We start from the raw sequence: 23,677 nt of genomic DNA, 5'->3' as shown, positions 1-23,677 counted from the left end.
TAGAGTATGAAAGCTGGAGATACATATAGAAATTTCGTCGTTAAGTTAAGTCAAGATCTCCCTGAGATAGAAAGCAAATTACTCGAGGTGGAACATAAACCTTCGGGCGTTTCTATTATGATGATCGTTAATAACGATGATGAAAATGTTTTCAATATTTGCTTCAGGACTTGCCCGTCAACTTCTAATGGAGTGGCTCACGTTTTAGAGCACATGGTGCTTTGCGGTTCCAATAATTATCCAGTGCGAGATCCTTTTTTCTCCATGACACGACGTAGTTTAAATACGTTTATGAATGCCTTTACAGGTGCAGATTTTACCTGTTATCCTGCGGCATCACAAATCCCAGAAGATTTTTATAATTTACTCAGCGTATATATAGATGCCGTTTTCCATCCTTTACTGACTGAAAATAGCTTTTTACAAGAAGGATGGAGATATGAACTCAATCCTGAAAATGCCCTAACTTATACCGGTGTGGTTTTTAATGAGATGAAAGGCGCGATGATGTCAGGAGAATCTCGGTTGTCAGAGGCATTAAATGCGGCTTTATTCCCTTCGGTTACCTATGGTGTAAATTCTGGAGGCGAACCTAAGGAAATTCTTACCCTATCTCATGAAAGTGTTATAGCGTTTCATCAGAGCCAGTACACTCTTGGACGTTGCTTATTTTATTTTTATGGAAATATTAAACCTTCTAGACATTTGGATTTTCTCGAGGAAAAGCTATTACGTCATGTAGGGAAGCTAGAAAAACAAACAGTTACTGTTCCTCTGCAAAAAAGATTTAAAGAACCTGTAAGGAATATCCTTAAATATCCTTCGGATACACAAGATGAAGACAAGGTTCTTTTTGGTTTATCGTGGTTGACATGTTCTATATTAGACCAACAAGAATTATTGGCTTTGCATGTTCTTGATGTTGTTTTAATGGGTACCGACGCGGCTCCTTTGAAATCTCGCTTGTTAAAATCAGGTTTTTGTAAACAAGCCGATATGGGAATTGATAGTGAGATTCGAGAGATTCCTATCACCATCGTGTGTAAAGGATGTTCTCATGGAGGAGCTCAAAAATTAGAATCATGGATTTTTGCTTGTTTAGAAGAGATCATCAGAGAAGGTATCCCGAATCATTTGGTTGAAGCTGCTGTACATCAACTAGAATTGGCAAGAAAAGAAATCACAGGGTATTCCCTTCCGTATGGCTTATCTTTATTTTTCCGTTCAGGATTGTTGCGACAGCATGGAGGGCATGCTGAAGATGGATTAAGAATTCACAGCTTATTTGCTGATCTTCGAGAAAAGCTCAAACAACCAGATTATCTTCCAAAACTTATCAGGAAGTATTTTCTAGATAATCCCCACTTTGCTCGTGTGATACTTCTTCCTGATTCTGATTTGATTGCTATAGAAAATCAAGAAGAGCAAGCTCTTCTTAAAGAGATTCAACAGAAGCTTTCTCCTGAAGATATTGAAAAAATTCGTCTAACTTCTAAAATTTTGGAAGAATATCAATCTCAGAATGAAAATTTAGATAAGATTCTCCCAAACTTTTCTTTAGATAAGGTACCAAATTCAGGAAAAGAATTTCCCCTTGTTAAGGAGAATGTATCTCGTGGGGAAGTTCTCCATCATGATTGCTTTACCAATGACTTGATCTTCGCAGAATTGGTAATGGATCTTCCTCCTTTGTCTGTTGAAGAACTGCCCTGGTTACGTCTGCTTGTTTTCCTAATGTTACAGTTAGGTTGTGGAGGAAGATCTTATAAAGAGCAGCTGGAATTTCTCCTAGAGCATACAGGAGGTGTCGATGTTTCCTATGAGTTCTCTCCACATGCTAATAACAACACTGTGTTATCACCATCAATAGGTGTGCGTGGGAAAGCTTTGATATCGAAAGCTGATAAGTTGTTTCAAGTTATGGGAGATACTCTCCTCAGTATTGATTTTACAGACGTAGCAAGAATCAAGGAATTACTCATGCAGCATAACGAGGCATTGACAAATAGTGTGCGCAATAGCCCTATGAGTTATGCTGTCAGCATGGCTTGCATGGATAAATCTATAACCGCAACGATGTCTTATTTAGCTTCAGGCCTGCCTTACGTAGATAAAATTCGTGATCTTACGAATAATTTTGATAAGGAAATAGACAATGTCGTCGGTATTTTACAATCCTTATATAAAAAGTGTTTCTTTGGTAAGCGTCAACTCGTTCTTAGTGGCAGCAAGGCAAATTATCAACACTTATATGAGAATAATTTCTATGGGATTTTAGATGTCGAAGGTCAATCGTGCGAACCTTGGGTAAATCCTTCTATAGATATGGTCCTAGGATCACAGGGTTTGTATATTCCTGCTCGTGCAGCCTTTAATGCTCTAGCTTTCCCTATAGGAGATTTGCCTTATGATCATCCTGATGCTGCTGCCCTTACCGTAGCTGCAGAAATTCTTGATAACACCGTGTTGCATACAAAAATTCGTGAACAAGGTGGAGCCTATGGATCAGGAGCAGCAGTGAATCTTGGTAGGGGAGCATTTTATTGTTACAGTTATCGCGATCCTGAAATTTTTGATTCCCATCAGGCATTCCTCTATGGTATCGAGGAAGTCGCTAAAGGAAATTTCTCGAATGATGATATTCATGAAGGAGTTCTTGGCGTTATCCAAAATTTAGATGCTCCAATTGCTCCAGGCACTCGTGCTTCTACAGGATATTATAGATTACGATGTGGAAGAATTCCTGCTTTACGGCAAGCATTCCGTAGAGCTGTCTTAGCTGTAACTAAAGAACATATCTGTTCTGTTATGAAGAAGTACCTACAGGATCACAAAGATAAAGCCACATTCATTTCCTTTGCTGGGAAAGACATGCTACAAGATAACGCTAGCCGATTTGATCAAGAGTTATCGATAAAATCAGCTTTATAGGTATTACAGCTTATCTTCTTGGAATAAGCGATCTTCTGAAGCGATGTCATCTTCTTCGCAGCCTGGAAGAAAAGATATTGCAGGATTATGGATAGGAGATGGATCCTCTACTCTGTGTAGAGAAGATGTTATCTCTAAATCTTCGAATTTCCGTAGTGTTGGTAATATCCTATGCTGCAAGCTAGACGACATATCATTATAGCTTTGCACAGTATTGTTAAGATTTTTCCCAATCTTGTGGAAATAGTTAAAGACCACATGTAAACGATGGTGTAACTCTTTTCCTAATTGTCCTATTTCCTGGATCTGTGCTCTTAAGTTTTCCTGTTTCCATGTATGAGCAACAGTTTTTAATAAAGCGAGTAGTGTTAAAGGTCCCGATAGAATGACATTAGAAGTGGCTGCGATATCGATAAGTTCAGGAGCAATACGTAGAGCATCATTAAAAATACTCTCGCCAGGAAGGAAAAGAATGACAAATTCTGGGGAGTAATGAAATTTTTCCCAGTAGCTTTTTGATTTTAGTGTTTTGATATGATCCTTGATTTTCCCTACCAAGTCAGATTTATCAGAAGTATCCCCAGACAAATATGTTTCTGAAAATGGAGCCTTGGAATCGATGATCAAACAGCGTTCGTGAGGGAGACGGATGACCATATCAGCTCGTACTGAACCTTCAGTATCGGTAGCTTGTGTTTCATAATCGCAATATTTAAGCATACCTGAAAGCTCTAAGATTCTTTCTAACTGAATCTCTCCCCAACGGCCTCGTGATCCTGGATGTTTTAAGATATCCGTCAAAGCTTGAGCTTCTTTTTCAAGTTTTTTTTCCGCAGCAAGAAGCTGGGAAATTTGTTCTTTTAAGGAACCACGATCTTCAGCATGCTTAGTCTCGAAAGTTTCTAAGTTTTGCTTAAAAGCAGTCAGCGTAGCCTGAACAGGAGTTAATATAGATTCAATAGTTTTAGATTTCTCAGAGAAGTAGCTCTTTGTTTCTTCTTTCATCTCTTTAATAAGAGATTGTGAAGAAACAGCAAGTTTATTGCTGAAATCCTCCATCAGTTGTTCTTGACGACGTGATAACTCTAAAGAACTTTTAAGGAGTTCATTTTCATGCTCCAAATTTCTTCTTGCTTCGGAATGCGAAGATTCTCTCTTGCGATAATAATAAGAAGATAAAGAAATCCCTAAGCCGAGGCCAAGGCAAGCAACAAGAAGATGTGTTATTGAAAAGTCTATCATAACCGTTTTGTCTTTCTCTGATATGTGATCGCAAAAATAGGGAACGCTACCAAAACATATAACCAAGAAACTAAGAAAAATACTTCGGTAAAATGATCAACAAGACCTAGGAAAAACAAACATGCGACTAAGCCAGTAGTAACGACAAGTAAAAAAGAAGAAACTTTAAAACGTAGGTTTTTGAGCCCTGGGAATTTCCAAGGGGAGATCATCAAACTTCCAATAAATAGTAGACCTAAAGAAATCAAAGTAACACGCACTTGTACCGGAAGTACTGTACCAAAGTCAGAGGCTATGAATAAAGCTAAAGAGACAACACATGCAGCAGCAGCAGGAATCGGCAAACCGATAAAGCATGGAAGCCGTGTTGTTTCGTTCGGTTTTTTAGAGAATAAATTATAACGGACTAGCCGTAACACTCCACACAAGGAGTAAATTATAGAAGTGACTAAAAGCAGAGAAGAAAAAAATCCTCCAGCGTACACACCATCAAGACTCTTAATTGCAATGAGTGGAGGAGCTATACCGAATGTGACCGCATCAGAAAGAGAATCAAATTGTGCTCCGAAAGCACTTTCAGCTTTCATAATGCGAGCAATAGCACCATCAGAAAAATCTGCAATCATTGCACTAATTAACAAAAGCGAAAGCCCCTGTAAACGATGCAAGAGTTCTACAGAAGATGATGTCTTTAAAACACTCTTAAAAATAATAAAAAGTCCACAACAGAGACCGAAGGCTGTGATAGCGTTCGGAGTCACGACTCGACGCTTGCCTCGGATTTCTGGTTCCAATTCTGCCATGAGAATTCCGGAAGTTCGTTACAGGTCTAAGCATAATATATTCATCAAAAATCAACAAGTTTTTGCCAAAAAGATCATCGTATATCTAAGTTAAAAAATGTTCCTCAGAAGGATATTTTTTTCCAGAGAATGATCGTACTTTTCAATTGCACGAAACGTTGTCTATTCCTATATATGGTATACAAGTGCATAATGTTTCACTACATATTGGGTTTTCTAGAAGAAACGTCTTCTAGGAAAGGGAGACTTTTCTCTAAGTTTTTTGATGTTCAACTATGAGAGATCTTCTGGGATTTTCCTAAGTGTTTAGTCGAATTCCGTTATTGCTTAGAAATACTTATTTTGAATCGAAAATACAGATTTTAGGGGATGATATATGGTCGAGGTAAAAGAGAAACATTATACTATTGTAAAACGTAATGGCATGTTTGTTCCCTTTAATCAGGAACGGATTTTCCAAGCTTTGGAAGCTGCTTTTCGTGATACACGTAGTCTGGAAAATGATTCTCCCTTACCCAAAGATTTAGAAAATGCTATTTCCGATATCACTCATAGAGTTGTAAATGAAGCCGTTCAAAAAATTAGAGAAGGTCAGGTTGTTACTGTTGAACGTATTCAGGATATGGTAGAGAACCAGTTGTATGTGAATGGTTTGCAAGATGTCGCTAGAGATTATATTATCTACAGAGACCAGCACAAGGAACAACGAGAAGGGTCTTGGCATTGTGTTTCTGTCATACGTAGGGATGGAAGTACTGTAAAATTCAATCCCATGAAGATTTCAGCAGCCTTAGAAAAAGCTTTTAGGGCCACACAGAAAATCACAGATGTTTCTATTCAAGAGATTCTTTCTGAGATCAATGGGCTGACGAATAAAATAGTAGAAGAAATCTTAGGCGTTTGTTCTCCAGAAAAAACTATTGATATAGAAGTCATACAAGATATTGTTGAAAAACAATTAATGGTAGTTGGCCATTATGACGTAGCTAAAAATTATATTTTGTATAGAGAAGCACGTTCTAGAATTCGTGAAAACAAGCAACAGATAGATGCTCAGAAAGATCCTGTTGAAGAAGTATATGATGTCGTTAAAAGTGACGGAACTACATATTCGATAAATAAATCTCAGCTAATTGATAAATTTATTTGGGCGTGTCAAAGATTCCCTGAAACAACAGATCCCCACGTGCTTGCTGATATGGCATTTGCCAATTTCTATTCTGGAATTAAAGAATCAGAAATTGCTTTGGCCTGCATTATGGCAGCGCGAGCCAATATTGAAAAAGAGCCTGATTACGCATATGTAGCAGCCGAGCTGCTCATGGATGTGGTCTATCAAGAGACCATGGGGAAAACCGCAACGGATTCTGATCTTGCTGAAGCGCAAAAGCAATGTTTTAAAAACTATATTCTTAATGGAGAAACGTATCGGTTAAATCCTCGTTTGAAAGAGTATGACCTTGATGCTTTGGCCGAAGCTTTAGATATATCTAGAGACCAAAAGTTCTCTTATATGGGAGTACAAAATCTTTATGATCGTTATTTCAATCAACATGAAGGGCTTAGAGTAGAAACAGCTCAAATTTTTTGGATGCGTGTTTCCATGGGGCTTGCGTTGAACGAAGGTGATGATAAAACTTTCTGGGCCATTACTTTCTACAATCTCTTGTCTACATTCCGTTATACGCCAGCAACACCTACCCTGTTTAACTCTGGAATGCGTCATTCACAATTAAGTTCTTGCTACTTGTCTACAGTACAGGATGACCTCGCGCATATTTATAAAGTCATATCAGATAATGCTATGCTTTCTAAATGGGCTGGAGGTATCGGTAATGACTGGACTGGAGTACGTGCTACAGGCTCTTTGATTAAAGGAACTAACGGAAAAAGCCAAGGTGTCATTCCTTTCATTAAAGTAGCGAATGATACAGCAATTGCTGTGAATCAGGGAGGTAAACGCAAAGGCGCTACGTCCGTATATCTAGAGACATGGCATCTAGATTACGAAGATTTCTTAGAGTTAAGAAAGAATACTGGTGATGAGCGTCGACGTACTCATGATATCAATACTGCAAGCTGGATTCCCGATTTATTTTTCAAGCGTTTAGAGCAGCAGGGTATGTGGACTCTATTTAGTCCCGATGATGTTCCTGGATTACATGAGGCTTATGGTATCGAATTTGATAAGCTTTATGAAGAATACGAAAGCAAAATAGATACAGGAGAAATCAAATTATATAAGAAGATACCGGCTGCAGATTTGTGGCGTAAGATGTTAAGTATGCTCTACGAAACAGGACATCCATGGATGACCTTCAAAGATCCTTCTAATATTCGTGCTGTGCAGGATCATGTTGGTGTTGTACGTTGTTCGAACTTGTGCACAGAAATTTTGTTAAACTGCTCAGAGAATGAAACAGCAGTTTGTAACTTAGGTTCTGTAAACTTGGTAGAACATATTGAAAATGGTGATATCAATGAAAAGAAACTTGGGGAAACGATATCAATAGCTATTCGTATCTTAGATAACGTCATAGATCTTAACTTTTATCCAACTCAAGAAGCGGCTAACGCTAACTTATCTCATAGGGCTGTTGGTTTAGGAATTATGGGTTTCCAAGATGCCCTTTATAAACTGAATATTAGCTATGCATCTCCAGAAGCTGTAGAGTTTGCTGATAAGAGTTCAGAGCTGGTTGCATATTATGCCATACTATCTTCAAGTTTATTAGCTAAAGAACGCGGAACATATAGCTCTTACAAAGGTTCTAAATGGGATCGAGGTTATCTCCCACTAGATACCATAGAGTTATTGAAAGAATACCGCGGAGAACAAAATGTTTTGATGGATACATCATGTCGTAAGGATTGGACTCCTGTGCGTGAAGCAATCAAGTCTTATGGAATGAGAAACAGTCATACTATGGCAATTGCTCCAACAGCAACTATATCCAATATTATCGGGGTCACTCAATCCATAGAACCAACATATAAGCACCTGTTTGTGAAATCCAATCTTTCTGGAGAGTTTACAATTCCCAATGTCTATTTGATCAATAAGCTCAAGGAATTAGGAATATGGGATGACGATATGTTAGATGATTTGAAGTACTTTGACGGCTCTTTATTGGAAATAGAACGGATTCCTGATGATTTGAAAAAGATCTTCCTTACAGCCTTTGAAATTGAGCCTGAATGGTTAATTGAATGTGCTTCTAGAAGACAAAAATGGGTAGACATGGGTCAATCCCTCAATTTATATTTATCGGAACCTAACGGTAAAAAACTTTCTGCTATGTATCTCACAGCATGGAAAAAAGGACTGAAAACTACGTATTACTTAAGGTCCTTAGCAGCCACCTCTGTAGAAAAATCGTTTATTGATATCAATAAACGAGGAATTCAGCCTAGATGGATGAAAAACAAGTCTGCTTCTACAAGTATAGTCGTAGACAGAGCTAAGAAAACACCCGTCTGTTCTTTCGAAGAAGGTTGCGAATCTTGCCAGTAATATAAAAGAGAAGGATGGAAACAATGGAAGCAGATATTTTAGAAGGTAAATCAAAACGCGTCCAATTAAATAGCAAGCGCTTGGTTAATTGTAATCAGGTGGATGTGAATCAGTTAGTCCCTATTAAGTATAAATGGGCTTGGGAACACTATTTAAATGGATGCGCGAATAACTGGCTACCAACAGAAGTCCCAATGGCTCGCGATATCGAATTGTGGAAATCAAACAATCTTTCCGAAGATGAACGTCGAGTTATTCTTTTAAACCTTGGGTTTTTCAGTACAGCAGAAAGTTTAGTAGGGAATAACATTGTTTTGGCTATTTTTAAGCACATTACAAATCCTGAAGCACGCCAATATTTATTGAGACAAGCATTTGAAGAAGCTGTGCATACGCATACGTTTCTTTACATTTGTGAGTCTTTGGGACTAGATGAAGCAGAGGTTTTCAATGCTTATAACGAGCGCGCAACGATTAGGGCTAAGGATGATTTCCAAATGACCTTGACTGGGGATGTTTTAGACCCTAATTTTTCTACGAATTCGTTAGAAGGATTGAGCCAGTTTATTAAAAACTTGGTCGGCTACTACATCATTATGGAAGGGATCTTTTTCTATAGTGGTTTTGTAATGATCCTTTCTTTCCATCGTCAAAATAAGATGACTGGAATCGGAGAGCAATACCAGTATATTTTACGAGATGAGACTATCCATTTGAATTTCGGTATCGATCTTATCAACGGAATTAAAGAAGAAAACCCCGAGGTATGGACTCCAGAACTTCAAAGTGAAATTATCGCACTTATTGAAAAGGCTGTAGATTTGGAAATCGAATATGCTCGTGATTGCTTGCCACGTGGGATTTTAGGATTAAAAGCTTCAATGTTTATTGACTACGTACGTCATATTGCTGATCGTCGTTTAGAAAGAATTGGTTTGAAGCCTATTTATCATTCTAAGAATCCTTTCCCATGGATGAGTGAAACTATCGATCTTAATAAAGAGAAAAACTTTTTTGAAACTCGTGTAATAGAATACCAGACTGCTGCGAATTTAAGTTGGTAGTTTTTTGAAATCATTATTATATACGTACTTTGACGACTTTTGGGATTCCCAAAGGTCGTTTTTTTTTCTGATATAAATTGTATTTTCTCTCTTTTTTTCTTGAAAAGAAAACTCTTAAAGAAAACCGAAAGAGCTTCTATAATTTCTTGAGTTGTAATCTCTTATTATTATTTCTAAATGAAACCACAAGATTTAAAAGCTCCTTTTTTTTGGGAAGAACGTAAAACCCAAATCAAGGATGATGTCCTTTACATTCCTGAACATTATTTCAAACATGATCAGTTTGAGATGCCTAGTTGGGAAGAATTTTTCGGGAATAATCACCCAATTTTCTGTGAACTTTGTTCAGGGAACGGTGATTGGGTAGTTGCGCAAGCTAACAAAAACCCGAATATGAATTGGATAGCAGTTGAAAAACGCTTTGATCGGGTAAGGAAAATCTGGTCTAAAATGCATAATTCTCAAGTGAGAAACTTGAGGATTGTTTGCGGTGAAGCTCAAACCTTTTTCCGTCATTATATTCAGAATGAGGTTATACAACGTATTGTTGTTAACTTTCCTGATCCATGGCCAAAGTCTCGTCATCGTAAACATCGTTTATTTCAAGATGAGTTTATGAACGATATTGTTAGGGTTCTAGTAGACTCTGGAATTATCATTCTCGCTACAGATGATAAAAATTACCTTCTTCAGGCTATCAAGATTATGCAACAACGCTTACTGCCTCAATTGGAAGAGCCTTATTATTGTAAGATGCTGGAGAATTACGGAGATTCTTGGTTTGAAAGGTTATGGAGATCTAAAGGACAGGAAATTTTCTACACAGAATTTGTAAAGAAAGTTGGGATATAGCTGACTTGAACAGCTGACCTTCACGATGTCAACGTGACGCTCTAACCAACTGAGCTAATACCCCAAAAACTAGGGTATAATGTTATCGAGAAAAGAGTATCTTTGCAATAGGCTTATTGATGTTTAAAGGAATAGGATTGCTTCAAGGAAATGTCGTCCGGTTATCTCACGAAATCTTTCAACATGTTCTTACTCCTGGAGATACCGCTGTGGATGCGACTTGTGGGAACGGTAAAGATTGCTTGATTTTAGCCCGTATACTGCAAGGAAAAGGGAAACTGGTAGCCTATGATGTGCAAAGAGAAGCTTTAACAAAGGCTTCTCTTTTGTGTTCTAAATCTTTGTCTAATGAAGAAAAATCTATTATAGAATTTAAAGAGATGTCTCATGAACATATTAATGAGTCAGGAGCTAAACTATTTCATTATAATTTAGGTTACCTTCCTAATGGCGATAAGAGTATTACTACTTTAGAAAAAACAATTATCATGAGCATTCAAAAAGCACTTACCTTAGTAGCTCCTCAAGGGGTAGTTACCGTAGTATGCTACCCAGGTCATGCAGAGGGAGCAAATGAGATGTGTTCTGTCGAGGGACTGGCATGTACATTAGATCCTAAGCTTTGGGAAGTGGGCTCTTTCTATATTATGAATAGATATAAGGCTCCAAGACTTTTTGTGTTCCGTTCTCTTAGGGTAGTTGGTAAGGAATAATACGCACTTCTTCTTCTAAGTTGATTCCTTGTGATTGTAACTTGTCTCGAACCATTTGAATAAGCTGTTTCACTTCTTGAGATGTTGCTCTGCCCGTATTCACAATGAAATTAGCGTGCTTTGGAGATATTTGTGCTCCTCCTAGAGAAAAGCCTTTTAAACCAGCTTCATCGATGAGCTTTCCCGCGGAATTTCCTGGGGGATTACGGAAAATGCATCCCGCAGAAGGTTGTTGGTAGGGTTGAGAAAGTAACCTACTCCGAAGCAAGTCTTTTGCAATTTTTGCGGATGAAGAATTTCTAGATAGGCGGAAAGTTGCCGAAAGAATAAATTCATTGCAATCTTGAAAACGCGATGTCCGGTAACCAAATGCGAGTTCTTCAGCATTATACGAAAGGATTTCTCCTTGAGAATTAATGACTTCCACGCTTTCAATTACAGAGGCAGTGTCTTGACTGCCGATTCCAGCATTCATAAATACAGCCCCACCAACTGATCCTGGAATACCTACTGCAAATTCTAAACCTGAATATCCTGAAGAAGAAAGAGTTTTCCCTAGAAAAGAAAAAGAAGTTCCCGAATAGACTTTGATAGTAGTTTCAGAGATAAATTCTTTTCCTTGTATACCATTACACAAAACAAAACCATCAAACCCTCGGTCATCGAATAAGCAATTCGAACCTTTCCCGACGATAATAAATGGATAGTTGTGACTGTGTAAGAACTGAATCACTTGCTGTGCTTCGCTAGCTGAACGCACTTCTTTAAAGTAATTCGCAGGACCTCCGATACGAAACGTAGAATACTTATTCAACCAAACACTACGGCGAACTGAAAAGGGGAAACGAATGGCAGTAGATGCTTTCACATTTAGAATTCCAGATAAGTTTAAAATAACATTAGGTTTAACAACACATTAGAGAAGTATCAGGGTGTGCTATCGGCGTAGCTAAACGAAAAATATCATTTAAAACTGCATGAACAAAAGAGCAAGCTTCAACATAGCTAAACTTCTTGACCAGCCTTGTAGCTTCCGCAATCAAGATAGCGGTATTGATAGGCTGCCCGTGAAAGTGCTCATATAATGTTAAACGCAAAACGTTTTTTTCCATCAAAGTCAGCTTCTCAAAAGAGGTATTTTTAACTGTTTGAGCAATTAATAAATCCAATTCAGAAGACTTTGCAAGGATTTCTTTTGAAAAATTTAAGGCAGAAGAAGCGTGTTTTTGAGTAACGGCAGTCTCTGACATTAAGAGAGGAACAAGGCTCTCTTCAGACATAGGATCCATGTCCAAGGCATAAAGCATTTGCAGTACGATCTCCCGCATTTTTTGTTTGGGGAGAGGACGAGGAAGTTTGACGTAAGACCCTAAGGAGCTTTCAGGAGTCAGAGTAGACATTATGACACCAAAACAACAATGATTTATTAGTTATAAAAATACATTTTCAGTTTGCTAAATTAGGCACTTAGTATAGAAAGACGCGAAATGAGAAAGTACTAAGGTTATATTTTATAAAGTTTTAAATGCAACAAAAAATCATAAACCTCAGGATGACTTTCAACCATTTTCTATTTAGAGAATTGTAAAAACAAGTTTTGAAAAGATGGGATTTGCCTATGTTAGGAGATGAAAAGTTCTCAAACAAGCTATTGAGCAATGGGATTTCAATTGCTTTTCTTTTAAGGATTCTCTAAGATTCTATCTTTCTTTGTCTAGATGAAGGGAAGATTGTTTCTATAGGTTTTCTCCAGGGCAAAGTACTAGCCTCTGATCATTTAAAGAATCGTGTTAACGAGCAACTGGGATAGAGTGTGGCATTAAATTTAAAAATTAACAGACAGATACGAGCTCCTAAAGTCCGTCTTATAGGTTCTGCTGGTGAGCAATTGGGCATATTGAATACCAAAGATGCTCTAGACTTAGCCAGGGAGTCCGATTTAGATCTTGTGGAAGTTGCTTCAAACAGCGAGCCACCTGTATGTAAAATTATGGATTATGGCAAATATCGCTATAATCTAACCAAGAAAGAGAAAGACTCTAAAAAAGCTCAACACCAAGTCCGTGTTAAAGAAGTCAAATTAAAGCCAAATATTGATGACAATGACTTTGCTACAAAGCTAAAACAAGCACGAGGCTTTATTGAGAAAGGGAATAAAGTAAAAATTACGTGTATGTTTCGAGGCCGTGAACTTGCCTATCCAGAACATGGGTACAAAGTTGTACAAAAGATGAGTCAAGGTCTTGAAGACGTAGGATTCATAGAATCTGAGCCAAAATTAAATGGCCGTTCCTTAATTTGCGTAGTCGCTCCGGGAACGGTAAAAACTAAGAAAAAGCAGGACAAAATCAATGCCCAAGATGAAAAGCAATAAGTCCGTTGCGGCGCGTTTTAAGTTGACAGGTTCTGGCCAGTTAAAGAGAACTCGCCCAGGCAAGAGGCATAAATTATCGAAAAAATCTTCGCAGGAAAAACGCAACCTATCTAAGCAGCCTTTAGTAGATAAGGGACAGGTAGGTATGTATAAGCGAATGATGCTTGTTTAAAGGTAAGGGAATTGTATTATGGTGAGAGCAACAGGTTCAGTAGCTTCCAGGCGCCGTCGTAAGCGTATATTAAAACAAGCTAAAGGCTTTTGGGGAGATAGAAAAGGCCATTTTCGTCAAAGCCGATCCTCAGTAATGAGAGCTATGGCGTTCAATTATATGCATAGAAAAGATCGTAAAGGTGACTTCCGTAGCCTTTGGATTGCTCGTCTTAACGTCGCTTCTAGAATAAACGGTTTATCCTATAGTCGTTTAATTAACGGCTTAAAGTGCGCAGGAATCGATTTAAATAGAAAAATGCTATCAGAAATGGCTATTCATAACCCTGCGGGTTTTGCAGAAGTGGCTAATCAAGCTAAAAAAGCTTTAGAGGCAAATCTTTAGGAAGTAAATCTCATGGCGATTCAAGAGGAGCTTGAAGCTACAAAGCAACAATTTTGTGCAGAACTAAATCAAGTTAACTCTTCAAAAGATCTTTTTGACCTAAAGGTTCGTTATCTAGGAAAGAAAGGTCTTTTCCGTTGTTTTGCAGATAAGTTAAGGGAGTGTCCTGCAGACCAAAAGGCTCTAATGGGTGCTTCCATAAATGACTGTAAGACCTATATCGAAAACCTAATCCGTGATAAAAATAACGCTATCCTTTTGGCAGAAGAAGCCGAGGGATTCTTAAGAGAAAAGATTGATATTACCTTGCCAGGAGAACCGCATTGTCCTGGAGGGAAACACATCGTGAAAAAAGTTTTAGACGATGTTGTGGATATCTTTGTTCATCTCGGTTTCTGTGTTCGCGAAGCTCCAAACATCGAAAGTGAAGAAAATAACTTTTCTTTGCTGAATTTTGAGGAAGATCATCCCGCGAGACAAATGCATGATACTTTTTACTTAGATGCTAAAACAGTATTACGCACACATACATCTAACGTCCAGGTTAGAGAATTACGAAAAGGGAAACCCCCTATAAAAGTCGTTGCCCCAGGTCTATGTTTCCGTAACGAGGATATTTCAGCACGCTCTCATGTGATTTTCCATCAAGTAGAGGCTTTTTATCTTGATCGTCATGTAACACTTTCTGACTTGACAGCGATGCTTACGGAGTTTTACCATACGTTCTTTGAAAGGGAAATAGAGTTGCGTTTACGTCACAGCTACTTTCCTTTTGTTGAACCAGGCATAGAAGTCGATGTTTCTTGTGAATGTCGACAAGCAGGGTGTTCCTTATGTAAACATACTGGTTGGCTAGAAGTAGCTGGAGCTGGTATGATACACCCTCAAGTTTTGCGTAACAGCGGAGTTGATCCTGAAATCTATACAGGATATGCTGTTGGCATGGGTATCGAGAGGTTAGCTATGTTAAAACATGGTATTTCCGATATTCGTCTTTTCTGTGAGAACGACTTAAGGTTTTTACAGCAGTTTTCTTAAGGAAGAATGGCAGAGCGGTTTAATGCACCTGTCTTGAAAACAGGAGACCTGAAAGGGTCCGGGGGTTCGAATCCCTCTTCTTCCGTTTCTTTCTAGATATCAATCTTTTAGCGCATTTCAAGCTTTTCTCTTGTTTTTATCTTCTCTTATTTTTTTTTATCAGTTTTTAATTTCTTTAATTCAACGTTTTATTAATCGTAGTTTCATTTTCTTTTTAAATTAGTTTGATGGTTAAATTATTTTTATAATAAACTAATATAACGATTGTAAGATAATAATCTAATTTTTTGATTCGTTTATAGAGTAAATATGCGAAAGTCTGGTCATAATTTTGAAAAAGCATTGCAGCATTTAGAGAAGTTAAAAAAGATTTCTTATAATTCGCCATCGTCTTTCATTAATAGCACCAGGTCGGATGATATATTTTCTGAAGATCATCATGTTGATGAAATGAAACAGGCGATCAAGAATATAGAGGATTATCTTAAGAAAGCCGGTTCTCTACCTAAGAGCGAAGCAAATAAGGCCTTACAAGAGTCTAATTTCCTTATCGCAGGGGTACAAAACGTATTTTCTTTCCTAGAAAGTAGAGAACGAGAGTTGTATCAGAGTTTAGTTCATGATTATTCTGAGCTAAGTAGGGTTTACAATAAAACGCAAGCCAATCTCAGCCGAAAGATTATTAAGGAGGAAGAAGAAGAAGAAAACGAAGAACTCATCGAACGGGAATTAGAAGAAATGCATGAGGAAGAGCATTTCTTAAATAACTTAGTAGAAGTGAAACGAGACCGTTCCTATGAGCTTTTCTACATGTCTGACGAGGAGAATAAGCGTTTTTATACAGATACACTCACTCAGATTATCTGCAAACAAGGGAAGATTCATGAAACAGCTCATGAAGGTGATCCTTTAACAAAAACATCGGTGTGGAATAGCGAAGAGCTTCATAATTTAGCGTCTTCATTAGTATTCACGAACGATATGCCTATACGGTTATTTTATCAGAAGGCTTTGAGTAATCTAGAGATTAAATCTACAGAAAAAATACACAATGCTGTCATGGGGCTATTCTTATCTAGATATCAAACCACCGTGGTTTCTAATAATCCTAAGAAAGATAACCTTCAATACTTCAATGATTTTCTCTATTTCTTGAGAGATGCATGGAAAACTCAAAACACTGTTCCTGATAATCAGACGCATTATCGACATACACACACTCTCATGTCTTCTTTAAGTAGTGGGATTTTTGAAACTAAACTGACATTTACAGAAGCAGCTCGATATTTATATTTTCATATAAACTCAAAAATCCAAGCTCAGGAAGATAAGAAACCTCTATCATCAGGACAATATGTTTCTGAGGTGTACGAAGAATTGTATCGGTTATTTTCTAAATACCCAAGCGGTCCTTTATTTAAAGCGATAGACAGAATATTAGACTCGCGCGCCACAGTGTTTGATCCTATTGTTTTAGGAGTATTTCCGGGATTAGAAGGAACATTGAAGTTGGGAGATAAATCAATAAATATCATAAGATCTCCAAGCCCTATCACACAAAGCTCTATACTCTATGCGAATTGTAATGAGGAATTTATCGGGTTTCTCAATGCTAAGGAAGACCTAGGAGATATCACACTAATTTTAAACATACAGAATCGTTTATCTAGGAAAGATCGTGCAAGAAGCCGTGTGATAGAAGAAAGCTTAGATAGAATTGATAAGGCACATATATTTTCATTCCCAGAACCAGAGGATCTATTAAAACATATTGAAAAAGTTCACGGAGAACAAGAAACCTTTTTTGGATTCTTTTCGATTTTCAAAGAAGAATTCAATAAATCCGGATCTTTATCATTATTTTCCGTCCCAGGTATATCCAGAGGCCAAATTTATGATTTTCTTGACGCTAGCCTCTCAGTTCTAAAAGACACATTCTTTTCTAAGAAAAAGATTTTATTTAAAAACGATAAACTCTTGCTGTTGCATATTATTTCCTACCTAACCGTCTTCAAGCTTATAGAAATTATAGATCCAAATAACCTGATAGTCATGTCTAAGGATGGGTTGGATTACGCATCGATATTCATTGCAGGGTTGACTTTCTTTTCTAGTGAAGAAGCCTGGGATGAGCACAGATTAAAATTGCTTATGACAAAGGTTCTTGCACCCACTTTAGTAGCTAGAGACCGGCTTGTATTTGCACATCATATTGAATTGATGAGTAAATTTTTAAATTGTTTGAGGAAAAATAGACAAAACCTTTCTAACCTTAAACCGTTCTACAATTATGATTTAGAAAAATGGCAGTTCTCAGGTTATCTCAATGAAATTATTGAAGCTTAGCATAAGCATAGTTTGTGAATATAGCTAAGATAATTAATGGGAATAACATTACAGGTAATATCGGTAAAACACTACTGTTAGACAGAACCATACCTGCTTTTAAGAAGATAAAAAAAGTATTTATCGTTCCTAAAGGCACAAGGTAGGCAAGAGTCACTGCAGGAACACGACTGAATCTTAAACAAAGATACGCAGAGATAATCATCGAGGATATGCAAGCTAAAGGAGAAATTAGCATATAGTAAAACGTAGACAATAAAGATAAGATTCGCTGAGGAATAGTTGTAGACAACCCTAAGCCTGTGGCATTCCAAGGAATAGCTTGGAACGACTCCGAAAGGCGATTTTTACCTCCGGCCGTGAAAATTTTAGAAAAAGGATTATCGTAGAATCCAAATTCAATTTCAGGGAACTCTTTCATATCAGAGTATTCACTAAGCTCTATACTTCCAGATTCTGTTTCGGAAAAGCGTATAACATCAAGTCCTATAGGAAGAGATGGTGTTGTAAATGCCAGTTTTTCCATGGTGTAGATCGTTTTAGGATTTTTAATCCAAAACACCTGATTAAGAGTTAATGTTTTCTGCTCAATAGAAGAATAAAGTAGAACTGTTTGATCTTTAAGATAGAGAGCGGGGACTTTGTCATGGACTTTATCTAGAGTGCCTCTGTCCATATGCTCTTTGGTTATGGATATTTGTTCACATATAGGATGTAGCCATTGGAAATTCGCATACAAAAGTAGTGTAATAATAAAACTCGAATGGATCAAAGGAGCTGTTAAAGACTTCAAAGAGAGTCCGGAGGCTTGTAGGAGAAGGACTTCACGTTTATTTTGCATTGAAAATAGAGTGATGGTAGTTGCCACAGCAACTAGCTGGGGAATGAGAAATTCTGCTTTAAGAGCTATCTGTGATAGATAATAAAGAATAGAAAGCTTTAACGATGCCCCTGAAGCCAGAGAGGTAGTATTCCCTTTGATAGTATGAAGGGAGTGATGAATAGAGGCATAAAAAACAAAAGCCAATACAATTAATGATACTAAAGAAAACCAAAACTTGGTTAATACATAACGTTTCCAAATATACATGACTTATGCATAACCCCTATTTTCTCGATATGCTTTGATCGCAAAAACAATCCAAGAAACTACCTGAGGGAAAATAAACAACATAAGAGCAGGAAAGAGAGAGGACGTGTTTTTGCCAACTATTAATAAAATTAAATCTATAACGGGGAAAATACAATAAAGAGTTATTGATTTGCGAAATCTTGGTTTATAGGTTCCTAAAACCATGCCAGAATAGGTAAGAGTAATACAGAGCAAACCTATACCGATTCTTCTTAAGGTTTCGGGTAAATAGGTGCGGCTAAATGATTGTTTTACAAGTTGCTTCCAAGGTAAATAATCTGTCCGTGTTTTCATGTAAGATTTTCCAGCAAATAACGTTGAAGTTATCTTAGGAATTAACATTTCATCCAAGGTCTCTATATAGTATTCTTTAGAATTCGAAGAGCGTTGATCTGTCAGTGTGGAGGGCAGCTTTGAGATCATAACAACACCCCGTGCTTGTACAGTATCATTAGCAACATCAGGAATGATAGTTTTAATCAGCCCTACATTAGCAATTTCTTTGTCTCTTTTTAAAGCAATAATCACATTATCAAATTTGCTTTTGGCACAATGATCCACAGTAATAAAAATACGATTGCTTTCTTTCTTCTGTAGTGTCTGGAGTAATAATGTCGGAGAAGTCATAGCCATATTGGCAATTTCTTTACAGGTTTGAAAACGACAAATAGAAGCCAATTCAGAACATGTATAAAAATTTACACAACAAATGGCGCAAGAAACCATAAGAACAGGAAAAGTGATGATCGCTTGGGAAGCTCCAGATGCTTTAAGGAAGGTGATTTGGTTATTATCAGACAATCCTCGAAAAAGCGTAAAAGCAGAAATAAAGCAAGAAATCGGAAGAATAAAGGGCAATAAGTAGGGAATCTGGTAAGCTGTTAGTCGCAAAACTGTCGGATAAGGAACATCTTTTGCTATGTAGCTAACGATTTCCTGAAGGGAACTAATAACAGAAATACAGATAAGGCTAAGCGTGCAAAAAGTCACAGTTTTTAAATAACGGAAAATTAGGACTTTCCATAGAATGGGCATAGCATACCTGGTATCAGGAGTTCTTCAAGGTTAAGGACAAAGTAAGCATATATCTGTAAGTTGATAAGCCTTAAAGTATTTGTAATGCATTTACACGGACATGTATTTAGATTATGTTATCTTGCCTACTCAGAAATGATAAGCGATTAGAAGTTTTTTTTTCTGCTTTAGATATGAAAAAAAGCTATCTGCTTGCTTTATCAGGAGGAAGCGATTCATTATTTCTCCTCTATCTTCTTAAATCTCGGGGAGTCTCTTTTACTGCTGTTCATGTAGATTATGGATGGAGAGAGTCATCCTATCGTGAAGCTGAGGAGCTTAAGCTTAGATGTCAAGAAGAAGGTGTCCCCCTTATAGTCAATCATGTTCCTTCCAAAGATAAAACATCAAAAGATCCAGAAAATGCTGCGAGACGTTATCGCTATGAATTATTTTATAAAATTTGTCGGGAAGAAAATCTTGCAGGGATCTTTTTAGCTCATCATGCTAATGATCAAGCAGAAACTGTTTTAAAACGCGTGTTAGAGGGAGCACATTTAGGAAATTTAAAAGGGATGACTAGTGAAGCATCCTACAACGGAATCCCTCTTTTAAGGCCTTTATTACATATCCCCAAACAGATTTTAATTCATACTTTAGATGCTGAAAATATTCCCTATGTTCATGATGTAACAAATACTGATGAACGGTATCTACGTGCTAGAATGCGTAATAAGATATTTCCTTGGTTAGAAGAGATTTTTGGTAAAAACATCACGCAACCTTTACTCACACTCGCTCAAGATTCTGAGGAACTTTCCTGTTACATGAAACAACAAGCACAACCCTTTCTTGAAAATATACGGCAAGAACATACAACGTGGTCTATTGAAATTCCTAAATCATTGATAGAACAAGTTTTTCTTGCTAAGTGGGTGTGTAAGGAGTTCTTTTATAAGGTTGGTATTGTTGTCTCAAGGCATTTTTTACAAATGGTTTATGATCATTTGAGCCGTAATTTACCAGCAGAAATGCGACTTCGAGATAAAAGAGTCATCGTAAAAGCTGGGGTAGTAATGATAGAATAGAAAGTATATAATGATCGTTCTTATACTGTATTCGAAGATGATGAGTAGTAGGTCATTGTATAAGCAGATTTTCATATTTTTTATTTTATAACTTGGTTTTATAAACAAAATAATAAAAAATATGCTACATTAAATAATTACCTGTCTGATTGATTAGCTTAGTTGTGTAGTTTATGTCTAAAGATAAAAAAATGAAGCCCGAATCGAAAAAAAATTTTCCTACGGTATTTTTTTTCCTTCTATTTGGTGTAATTTTCGGCGTGATTGCTGTTCAAAATTTCCTAGTTGCCAAGAAAGCCCGGGTCAGTTTTAGCCATCAGCTAGAGCATTTAGTAAATTTAAAATTGATTTATCCTGAAGATAGTAGAAAAATTGCTCTAAATGATAATTTGGTGTCGTTTAGTGGGCGTTTTCGTGAATCTCCAACAGCTGAAAGTCAGCTGCGCTATCATTACTTAGAGTTGATAGATCAAAAACATCAATTAGAGTTTGATCTTCAGGAAGCGAGTAAGAATGTCGATAATTTTGCAAAAGAGGTAGAGAGCTCTGTTTCGTGGTTTTCCGCAATTTCTGGGGTTCCAATTCCTGAAACAGGTTATTTGATATCTCCTAGTGTGGAATTAGGAAAGTCTTCTTTGGGAGCTCTTGTCGTTCATGGTTCGAATAATTTCCAAATTATCAATTTGCGTTCTTTAGAGCAACGTTATCAGACACTTCCTCGATCTAGTGAAACTTTACGTACGTTTGGTTCCGATTTATATGAGCTTATTGGGAAATATCTATCCCCAGCTTTGGGCATAGGTTCTGAGAGTATAAAGCGAGAACTAAAAGATTTTTATCAACAGGTTGAGCTTTCTCTAACTCAGTCGATGGATGCTGAACAGCTAAGTGTTCTTTATGAGAAAGTTTTATCTTCTCTACAGAGGATTTCTACATCACTAGTTTTATCTGATAGAGGAGACCATTTTGGACAATTGCGTTCTGTACGTTTATATCGTGAAGAACGTAGTAAATATGAAAAACTTATAGAAGATAGTCAGATTAATCAAGCACAGTTAGATAAGCTTCGTGGTGAGCTTAGCCAGGTTGTTTGGTATTTTAATAACCAAGAGCTATCTTCTCGAGCATTGGAAAAACAAGACCCTGAGGTATTTGCTCATTGGTTTTCTGGAGCTAAACAAGAGTGGGAAGGATTCTCCAATAACCGTGCTTTAACTTTCAAAGCTCCGGATCAGCCACGGAATTTAGTGTTAGAGAAAACATTTAAGAGTGAAGAGCCTGCGCCGCATTACATAGGATATCTGTTTACTTTCTTACCCATTATACTTGTGCTTGTCTTTGTCTATTTTGTCTTTTCTAGACAAGTGCGTGGTATGAACGGTTCAGCCATGTCTTTCGGGAAATCTCCAGCGCGCTTGTTAATGAAGGGGCAGAACAAAGTCACTTTTGCTGATGTTGCGGGTATAGAAGAGGCAAAAGAAGAATTAATAGAAATCGTAGACTTTCTTAAGAACCCTACGAAATTTACGAGTTTAGGGGGAAGAATCCCTAAAGGCGTGTTGTTAATAGGACCTCCAGGAACAGGAAAAACTTTAATAGCTAAAGCTGTGTCCGGAGAAGCTGACCGACCATTTTTCTCTATAGCCGGATCTGATTTTGTAGAAATGTTTGTTGGTGTTGGAGCTAGTCGTATTCGTGATATGTTCGAACAAGCGAAGAGAAATGCTCCTTGCATTATATTCATTGATGAGATCGATGCTGTAGGTCGTCATCGGGGCGCGGGTATAGGCGGAGGTCATGATGAACGTGAACAAACATTAAACCAATTACTTGTGGAAATGGATGGCTTTGGCACGAATGAGGGTGTTATCCTTATGGCTGCAACTAACCGTCCTGATGTTTTAGATAAGGCCTTATTACGTCCTGGACGTTTTGATCGTCGTGTGGTTATGAATTTACCTGATATTAAGGGTAGATTTGAAATTCTTTCCGTACATGCTAAGAGAATCAAATTGGATCCTACAGTAGATCTTATGGCAGTAGCACGAAGCACTCCCGGAGCTTCAGGAGCGGATTTAGAGAATTTATTAAATGAGGCTGCTCTTCTTGCTGCGCGTAAGGATCGTACTGCAGTAACTGCTGTAGATGTTGCTGAAGCTCGTGATAAGGTTCTTTATGGTAAAGAGCGTCGTAGCTTAGAAATGGATGCGGAAGAACGAAAAACAACAGCCTATCATGAATCAGGTCATGCGGTTGTGGGGCTTTGTGTTCAACATGCCGATCCTGTGGATAAAGTAACTATTATTCCTAGAGGTTTATCTTTAGGAGCTACGCATTTCCTTCCTGAGAAGAACAAACTTAGCTATTGGAAAAAAGAGTTGTTTGATCAGTTGGCTGTTCTTATGGGAGGTCGAGCCGCAGAAGATATCTTTTTAGGGGATATTTCTAGTGGTGCTCAGCAAGATATTTCTCAAGCTACGAAATTAGTTCGTAGTATGGTCTGCGAGTGGGGAATGAGTGAGCAATTAGGTACTGTAACTTATGATGAGCGTTCAGATACCTCTACAGGTTATGGCTCTTATCATGAGAAAAGCTATTCAGAGGAAACTGCAAAAGCTATTGACAGTGAGTTGCGTTCCTTATTGGATGCTGCGTACCAGCGCGCATTAACAATCATCAGAGAACATCGTGATGAAGTTGAATTGATGACGCAGATGTTAATAGAGTTTGAAACTCTAGACGCTAAAGACGTTAAAGAAATCATGGATCACACTTGGGACCCAGAGAAAAAACGAGCACGTTTAAAAGAAGAAGGTATGATGTTTAAGAAAGTTTCTGACGACTTACCTCCTCCTCCTCCTCAAGAAGATGCTATGAAAGATGGTACGTTAAAACTGAATAACACCACTACCTAATCTAATAGATTAGGTACTGATGTGAAAAGCCCCGAAATTCGGGGCTTTTTTTTTGTCTTTTCAAAACGATCTAAAGAAAAACAACAAAGGAAAAC

The 23,677-nt window shown here is 37.5% G+C and carries 18 protein-coding genes and 2 tRNA genes; 13 read left to right on the top strand and 7 right to left on the bottom strand.

Annotated elements, in window-relative coordinates; genetic code table 11:
- Positions 1-6 precede the first annotated feature (6 nt).
- The gene (locus tag FI836_RS01495; RefSeq protein WP_014943965.1) at positions 7-2,931 is read left to right on the top strand and encodes an insulinase family protein; all 2,925 of its coding nucleotides are present in this window, start codon (positions 7-9) and stop codon (positions 2,929-2,931) included.
- A gap of 3 nt (positions 2,932-2,934) precedes the next feature.
- On the opposite strand, the gene rmuC is transcribed toward FI836_RS01495, so the two are convergent.
- Together rmuC and FI836_RS01485 are read right to left on the bottom strand one after the other, a co-directional pair.
- On the bottom strand, positions 2,935-4,173 hold the full coding sequence (gene rmuC, locus FI836_RS01490) for a DNA recombination protein RmuC (RefSeq protein ID WP_006343442.1): 1,239 nt from the start codon (positions 4,171-4,173) through the stop codon (positions 2,935-2,937).
- Complete coding sequence (locus FI836_RS01485; RefSeq protein WP_014943964.1) at positions 4,170-4,976, bottom strand: CDP-alcohol phosphatidyltransferase family protein; 807 nt, start codon at positions 4,974-4,976, stop codon at positions 4,170-4,172. Before FI836_RS01485 ends, rmuC begins: the two co-directional genes overlap by 4 nt.
- A 376-nt stretch (positions 4,977-5,352) precedes the next feature.
- On the opposite strand from FI836_RS01485, the gene FI836_RS01480 reads away from it, so the two are divergent.
- From FI836_RS01480 to trmB, 3 genes are all read left to right on the top strand, one after another.
- Positions 5,353-8,490, top strand: a complete 3,138-nt coding sequence (locus FI836_RS01480; protein ID WP_014943963.1) for a ribonucleoside-diphosphate reductase subunit alpha — start codon at positions 5,353-5,355, stop codon at positions 8,488-8,490.
- 23 nt (positions 8,491-8,513) lie between these two features.
- The gene (locus FI836_RS01475; protein WP_006343439.1) at positions 8,514-9,554 is read left to right on the top strand and encodes a ribonucleotide-diphosphate reductase subunit beta; all 1,041 of its coding nucleotides are present in this window, start codon (positions 8,514-8,516) and stop codon (positions 9,552-9,554) included.
- A gap of 177 nt (positions 9,555-9,731) precedes the next feature.
- A complete protein-coding gene (gene trmB, locus FI836_RS01470) occupies positions 9,732-10,406 on the top strand; it encodes a tRNA (guanosine(46)-N7)-methyltransferase TrmB (RefSeq protein WP_013462721.1) in 675 nt (224 codons plus the stop codon).
- Here the strand turns inward: trmB and FI836_RS01465 are convergent.
- Positions 10,397-10,470 (bottom strand) — tRNA-Val (locus FI836_RS01465). The genes trmB and FI836_RS01465 overlap by 10 nt on opposite strands.
- A gap of 55 nt (positions 10,471-10,525) precedes the next feature.
- Here FI836_RS01465 and FI836_RS01460 point away from each other — a divergent pair.
- On the top strand, positions 10,526-11,119 hold the full coding sequence (locus FI836_RS01460) for a class I SAM-dependent methyltransferase (RefSeq protein ID WP_014943962.1): 594 nt from the start codon (positions 10,526-10,528) through the stop codon (positions 11,117-11,119).
- Here the strand turns inward: FI836_RS01460 and murB are convergent.
- Positions 11,097-11,987, bottom strand: a complete 891-nt coding sequence (gene murB, locus FI836_RS01455; RefSeq protein ID WP_014944365.1) for a UDP-N-acetylmuramate dehydrogenase — start codon at positions 11,985-11,987, stop codon at positions 11,097-11,099. The genes FI836_RS01460 and murB overlap by 23 nt on opposite strands.
- 37 nt (positions 11,988-12,024) lie before the next feature.
- Complete coding sequence (gene nusB, locus FI836_RS01450) at positions 12,025-12,519, bottom strand: transcription antitermination factor NusB (RefSeq protein WP_006343436.1); 495 nt, start codon at positions 12,517-12,519, stop codon at positions 12,025-12,027.
- Between the two features lie 413 nt (positions 12,520-12,932).
- On the opposite strand from nusB, the gene infC reads away from it, so the two are divergent.
- The 6 genes from infC to FI836_RS01420 all read left to right on the top strand — a co-directional run bounded on the left by infC (position 12,933) and on the right by FI836_RS01420 (position 17,433).
- A complete protein-coding gene (gene infC, locus FI836_RS01445; RefSeq protein WP_006343435.1) occupies positions 12,933-13,493 on the top strand; it encodes a translation initiation factor IF-3 in 561 nt (186 codons plus the stop codon).
- Positions 13,471-13,665 (top strand): 50S ribosomal protein L35, encoded by a 195-nt coding sequence (gene rpmI / locus FI836_RS01440; protein ID WP_011006725.1) that lies wholly within the window; start codon positions 13,471-13,473, stop codon positions 13,663-13,665. Before infC ends, rpmI begins: the two co-directional genes overlap by 23 nt.
- Before the next feature lie 18 nt (positions 13,666-13,683).
- Complete coding sequence (gene rplT / locus FI836_RS01435) at positions 13,684-14,049, top strand: 50S ribosomal protein L20 (protein ID WP_006343433.1); 366 nt, start codon at positions 13,684-13,686, stop codon at positions 14,047-14,049.
- Between the two features lie 12 nt (positions 14,050-14,061).
- Positions 14,062-15,087, top strand: a complete 1,026-nt coding sequence (pheS, locus tag FI836_RS01430) for a phenylalanine--tRNA ligase subunit alpha (protein ID WP_006343432.1) — start codon at positions 14,062-14,064, stop codon at positions 15,085-15,087.
- Positions 15,088-15,172, top strand: a tRNA-Ser gene (locus tag FI836_RS01425). It begins immediately after the preceding gene.
- Positions 15,173-15,396: 224 nt separating this feature from the next.
- Positions 15,397-17,433 carry a hypothetical protein gene (locus FI836_RS01420; RefSeq protein ID WP_014943960.1) on the top strand — a complete coding sequence of 679 codons (2,037 nt, stop codon included), beginning with the start codon at positions 15,397-15,399 and terminating at the stop codon, positions 17,431-17,433.
- Here FI836_RS01420 and FI836_RS01415 read toward each other — a convergent pair.
- The gene (locus FI836_RS01415) at positions 17,420-18,523 is read right to left on the bottom strand and encodes an LptF/LptG family permease (protein WP_014943959.1); all 1,104 of its coding nucleotides are present in this window, start codon (positions 18,521-18,523) and stop codon (positions 17,420-17,422) included. The genes FI836_RS01420 and FI836_RS01415 overlap by 14 nt on opposite strands.
- Before the next feature lie 3 nt (positions 18,524-18,526).
- The gene (locus tag FI836_RS01410; protein WP_014943958.1) at positions 18,527-19,600 is read right to left on the bottom strand and encodes an LptF/LptG family permease; all 1,074 of its coding nucleotides are present in this window, start codon (positions 19,598-19,600) and stop codon (positions 18,527-18,529) included.
- 113 nt (positions 19,601-19,713) lie between these two features.
- Here FI836_RS01410 and tilS point away from each other — a divergent pair, with 113 nt between their 5' ends.
- Both tilS and ftsH read left to right on the top strand, forming a co-directional pair.
- Positions 19,714-20,667 carry a tRNA lysidine(34) synthetase TilS gene (gene tilS / locus FI836_RS01405; protein ID WP_006343428.1) on the top strand — a complete coding sequence of 318 codons (954 nt, stop codon included), beginning with the start codon at positions 19,714-19,716 and terminating at the stop codon, positions 20,665-20,667.
- Positions 20,668-20,840: 173 nt separating this feature from the next.
- Positions 20,841-23,582, top strand: a complete 2,742-nt coding sequence (ftsH, locus tag FI836_RS01400; protein ID WP_006343427.1) for an ATP-dependent zinc metalloprotease FtsH — start codon at positions 20,841-20,843, stop codon at positions 23,580-23,582.
- Positions 23,583-23,677 lie beyond the last annotated feature (95 nt).

The sequence above is a fragment of the Chlamydophila parapsittaci genome, from assembly GCF_006385615.1.
Classification (GTDB): Bacteria; Chlamydiota; Chlamydiia; order Chlamydiales; family Chlamydiaceae; genus Chlamydia; species Chlamydia psittaci.
Note: the sequence above shows the minus strand (reverse complement) of the source record. Positions and strands in the feature narration are given on the sequence as shown.

Bases quoted from the DNA above. Each gene is read 5' to 3' on its own strand.
- FI836_RS01485 (WP_014943964.1), bottom strand. From the start codon at position 4,976: ATGGCAGAATTGGAACCAGAAATCCGAGGCAAGCGTCGAGTCGTGACT.
- ftsH (WP_006343427.1), top strand. From the start codon at position 20,841: ATGTCTAAAGATAAAAAAATGAAGCCCGAATCGAAAAAAAATTTTCCT.
- pheS (WP_006343432.1), top strand. From the start codon at position 14,062: ATGGCGATTCAAGAGGAGCTTGAAGCTACAAAGCAACAATTTTGTGCA.
- rplT (WP_006343433.1), top strand. From the start codon at position 13,684: ATGGTGAGAGCAACAGGTTCAGTAGCTTCCAGGCGCCGTCGTAAGCGT.
- nusB (WP_006343436.1), bottom strand. From the start codon at position 12,519: ATGTCTACTCTGACTCCTGAAAGCTCCTTAGGGTCTTACGTCAAACTT.
- FI836_RS01420 (WP_014943960.1), top strand. From the start codon at position 15,397: ATGCGAAAGTCTGGTCATAATTTTGAAAAAGCATTGCAGCATTTAGAG.
- FI836_RS01475 (WP_006343439.1), top strand. From the start codon at position 8,514: ATGGAAGCAGATATTTTAGAAGGTAAATCAAAACGCGTCCAATTAAAT.
- tilS (WP_006343428.1), top strand. From the start codon at position 19,714: ATGTTATCTTGCCTACTCAGAAATGATAAGCGATTAGAAGTTTTTTTT.
- FI836_RS01480 (WP_014943963.1), top strand. From the start codon at position 5,353: ATGGTCGAGGTAAAAGAGAAACATTATACTATTGTAAAACGTAATGGC.
- rpmI (WP_011006725.1), top strand. From the start codon at position 13,471: ATGCCCAAGATGAAAAGCAATAAGTCCGTTGCGGCGCGTTTTAAGTTG.
- FI836_RS01495 (WP_014943965.1), top strand. From the start codon at position 7: ATGAAAGCTGGAGATACATATAGAAATTTCGTCGTTAAGTTAAGTCAA.
- FI836_RS01460 (WP_014943962.1), top strand. From the start codon at position 10,526: ATGTTTAAAGGAATAGGATTGCTTCAAGGAAATGTCGTCCGGTTATCT.
- FI836_RS01410 (WP_014943958.1), bottom strand. From the start codon at position 19,600: ATGCCCATTCTATGGAAAGTCCTAATTTTCCGTTATTTAAAAACTGTG.
- rmuC (WP_006343442.1), bottom strand. From the start codon at position 4,173: ATGATAGACTTTTCAATAACACATCTTCTTGTTGCTTGCCTTGGCCTC.
- trmB (WP_013462721.1), top strand. From the start codon at position 9,732: ATGAAACCACAAGATTTAAAAGCTCCTTTTTTTTGGGAAGAACGTAAA.
- FI836_RS01415 (WP_014943959.1), bottom strand. From the start codon at position 18,523: ATGTATATTTGGAAACGTTATGTATTAACCAAGTTTTGGTTTTCTTTA.